Annotated in this window: 3 protein-coding genes; all 3 read right to left on the bottom strand. The window is 59.7% G+C overall.

All coding sequences use genetic code 11. The features are described 5' to 3' along the window. Positions 1-107 precede the first annotated feature (107 nt). Positions 108-470 (bottom strand): winged helix-turn-helix domain-containing protein, encoded by a 363-nt coding sequence (locus ABYV26_RS22610; RefSeq protein WP_372683620.1) that lies wholly within the window; start codon positions 468-470, stop codon positions 108-110. A gap of 255 nt (positions 471-725) precedes the next feature. Then, complete coding sequence (locus ABYV26_RS22615; protein ID WP_372683621.1) at positions 726-2,264, bottom strand: aldehyde dehydrogenase family protein; 1,539 nt, start codon at positions 2,262-2,264, stop codon at positions 726-728. Positions 2,265-2,340: 76 nt separating this feature from the next. Then, a partial coding sequence (pruA, locus tag ABYV26_RS22620) for an L-glutamate gamma-semialdehyde dehydrogenase (RefSeq protein WP_372683622.1) occupies positions 2,341-3,840 on the bottom strand: 1,500 nt, incomplete at its 5' end.

The following is a 3,840-nucleotide window of genomic DNA, read 5'->3' on the forward strand; positions in this document are numbered from 1 at the left end:
ATGCATGGTGTTTTAAGATCGATTGGCGTGGTGTAAAGAACGGTCTCCGGCCGGATGCCGCGATAGCCGCCCATACCCCGGTGTATAGCATTTACGGGGGCGTATGGCTACTGCGGATCGAGGAATCCGGAGTCGAACAGACCATCGGCCTGGGTGTCGATGATGCGGGAAAGGGCCAAATACCGCTCCATAAGGGTGTGGGCATAAGGGGTGAGCGTTGAGCCGCCACCGGCACTGCCGCCCTGGCTTTTCACCAGCAGGGGCTTGCCCAGGGCCTCTTCGGTCACCTTGATTTTGCCCCAGACCGCACGGTAGCTCATTTTGAGCTCCTTGGCGGCCGCGTTGAGGGACCCGCATTTATCAATGGCGTTTAAAATCCTCATTCGGCCCAGGCCGAAAATGATCCGCCCATGGCAATCCTCAAGCCAAACCTTTGATTTAACGATTACTTTTTTGGTATTGGCGGACATCTCACATCCGGATATTTGAACAAAGGCATCTATGGATCCAGAAACGATAGCAGGCGGGACAACCGGCAGCAAGGAAAAAGTAACCGCGCGATAGCGAGCGCATTTCCGCCGCTCGTCGAAGCGAAGCGGAGATCCCGTCCATCGGGGCTGCGGGAGGGTTCAAGTCGTTGACGGTGCATCTGCCGGCGACCCTCGTGGTTTCGTCAAGCGTCACGCTTCGGTTGGGTCATCAGGTTGGGGCAACGACGAAGCCGTTTACATGTCGAAAACGATACCCTGGGCCAGGGGCAGGCGTCGGCCGTAGTTGATCGTATTGGTCTGCCGCCGCATGTACCCCTTCCAGGCGTCGGATCCGGACTCCCGGCCGCCGCCGGTCTCTTTTTCACCGCCGAAGGCCCCACCGATTTCTGCACCGGAGGTGCCGATGTTGACGTTGGCAATGCCGCAGTCTGAGCCGATTGCGGAGAGAAACTGCTCGGCCTCGCGTAAATCGTTGGTGAAGATGGCCGACGAAAGTCCCTGGGGGACATCGTTCTGGATGGCGATGGCACGAGATACATCGCCGGTGTAGCGAATCAGGTAGAGTATGGGTGCAAAGGTCTCGTCCTGTACGATGGCATAGTCGTTTTCCACCTCGCACAGCGTGGGCTGAACATAGCAACCCGATGCATACGCGGGGCCTTCGAGCACTTGGCCGCCAAAAATGAGCTTTCCTCCTTGGGCGACCACCTGTGACAGCGCCTGGCGGTAGTCTGCCACGGCTGCGCTGTCGATGAGCGGTCCCATATGGTTGACCGAATCCAGGGGCGTGCCGACACGCAGGCTTTGGTAAGCCTTTGTCAGGGAAGTGACAACCGGGTCGAAAATGGACTCGTGGATGATCGCCCGCCGGGTGGAGGTGCAACGCTGACCGGCGGTGCCGACGGCGCCAAAGACGATGGCCGTGACCGCCATGGCCAGGTCGGCTGCAGGGGTGACGATGATGGCGTTGTTTCCTCCCAGTTCCAGAATGGCCCGCCCGAAGCGGCTGGCCACGACCTGGGCGGCATGGCGGCCGACCCGGGTGGAGCCGGTGATCGATACCAGCGGCACCCGTTCGTCCGCTAAAAGGCGCTGGCCTATGGTGCGTCCACTGCCCACCGCCAGTGAAAAAAGCCCTTCAGGGATCACATCGGCATCGTCTTGCAGCACGTCGGCCAGGATATGCTGCACCGCGATGGCCGACAGCGGCGCCTTGGATGACGGCTTCCAGAGGCTGGCATTGCCGCATGCCGCTGAAAGCATGGCATTCCACGACCAGACGGCCACCGGGAAATTGAAGGCACTGATGATGCCCACCACGCCCAGGGGGTGGTATTGGTCGTACATGCGGTGTTCCGGACGTTCCGAGTGCATGGTGTACCCGTAGAGCTGCCGGGACTGGCCCACGGCAAAATCACAGATGTCGATCATCTCCTGGACTTCGCCCAAGCCTTCCTGGAGAGACTTGCCCATCTCGTAGGACACCAGGGTTCCCAGCGGCTGCTTGTAAGCCCTGAGCTGACGGCCGATCCGGCGGACGACTTCTCCCCGCCTGGGTGCCGGCACCTGTCGCCAGCTCAAGAAGGCTTGGTGGGCGGTCCGGGCCACCTGATCATAGTCGGCCTCCGTGGCGGTGACGACACTGGCGATAACCCTGCCGTCCACCGGTGAGACCACCTCTATTTTCGGCCCACCTCCTCCACCCAGCCAGTTCAATCCGGTGGATACACCACGATTTTCTTCTTCAATGCCCAGGGTTTTGATAAACTCCATGGTTATCTCTTCCTTAAAACGTGCTCAATATCTTGAGAACACTGGCCTGGCCCGAATGACAAGGTTTGTAGATGGTCTACTCGGCATCCATGAACGGGTAACGATAGTCGGTGGCGGGTAAAAAATTTTCTTTGATGGTTCGCGGGCTGACCCAGCGATAGAGATTGAGAATGCTGCCCGCTTTGTCATTGGTCCCTGACATTCGCCCGCCGCCGAAGGGTTGGCGTCCCACCACGGCGCCGGTGGGTTTGTCATTGATGTAGAAGTTGCCGGCTGCATTGACCAGCCGACGCCTTGCCATTGTCACTGCGGCACGATCCCGGGCGAAAATGGCGCCGGTGAGCGCGTAGGGCGAGGTCCGGTCGCACAGGTCCAGGGTCGCTTCGAAGGCTTCGTCGGCATAGACATAGACCGTCAGCACGGGTCCGAAGATTTCCTCCTGCATGGTTTTAAAATGGGGGTCGGTGGTGAGGATCACCGTAGGGTCGATGAAATAGCCGGCGCTGCAGTCATAGTTTCCGCCGGTGATAATTTCTGCCGCTTGGTGCTCCCTGGCATAGTCGATATAACCGGTAATCGAATCAAATGCGGCCTGGTCGATGACGGCATTGACAAAATTGGAGAAGACCTCCGGCGTCCCCACCTTTATCGTGCTCATGGCGGCGGTCAGTTTATCCTTCAGATGCGTCCAGAGTGATTTGGGGAGATAGGCCCGGGAGACGGCCGAACATTTCTGTCCCTGGTATTCAAATGCGCCTCGGATCAGGGCGGTGACCACGGCATCAGGGTCGGCAGTGGGATGTGCGAAGATAAAATCTTTTCCTCCGGTTTCGCCGACGATGCGCGGATAGGTGCGGTAGCGGCTCAGGTTGTCGGCGACGGTTTTCCACATGCCCTGAAAAACCGATGTGGATCCGGTAAAATGAATGCCGGCCAACGCCGGGCTGGCCAGAACGGGATTGCCCACCTGGGCGCCGGACCCCGGGATGAAGTTGATCACTCCCGGCGGCAGGCCGGCCTGCATGAATGTCTCCATGAGCACCCAGGCGGCGTATACGGCCGAGGATGCCGGTTTCCACAACACCGTGTTGCCCAGCATGGCCGGTGCCGACGACAGATTCCCGCCGATGGCGGTAAAGTTGAAGGGCGTAACGGCAAACACGAACCCCTCCAGGGGGCGGTACTCCAGGTGATTCCATTCCGCCGGACCGGACCGCGGCTGCTGCCGGTAGATCTGGTTGGCGTAGAAGGCGTTGAAACGAAGAAAATCGATGGTTTCACAGGCAGCGTCAATTTCGGCCTGATAGATGTTCTTGCCCTGGCCGAGCATCGTGGCGGCATTGAGGGTCATGCGCCGGGGGCCGGCGATGAGGTCGGCCGCCCGGGAAAAAATAGCCAATCGGTCGTGCCAGTCCATGGCCGCCCATTTTCCGGCGGCCGATGCGGCGGCTGTGATGGCCATGGACACCTCTTTCTCACCGGCCTGGTGAAACGTAGCCAGCTGGTGGCCATGGTCGTGGGGGACGATGCATCGACCGAGGCTGCCGGTTTTAACGGGCTTTCCACCGATGATCAG

The organism is Desulfosarcina sp. (assembly GCF_041551955.1).
GTDB lineage: Bacteria > Desulfobacterota > Desulfobacteria > Desulfobacterales > Desulfosarcinaceae > Desulfosarcina.

Coding starts and splice junctions, on each gene's coding strand:
- ABYV26_RS22615 (WP_372683621.1), bottom strand. CDS start 2,264: ATGGAGTTTATCAAAACCCTGGGCATTGAAGAAGAAAATCGTGGTGTA.
- ABYV26_RS22610 (WP_372683620.1), bottom strand. CDS start 470: ATGTCCGCCAATACCAAAAAAGTAATCGTTAAATCAAAGGTTTGGCTT.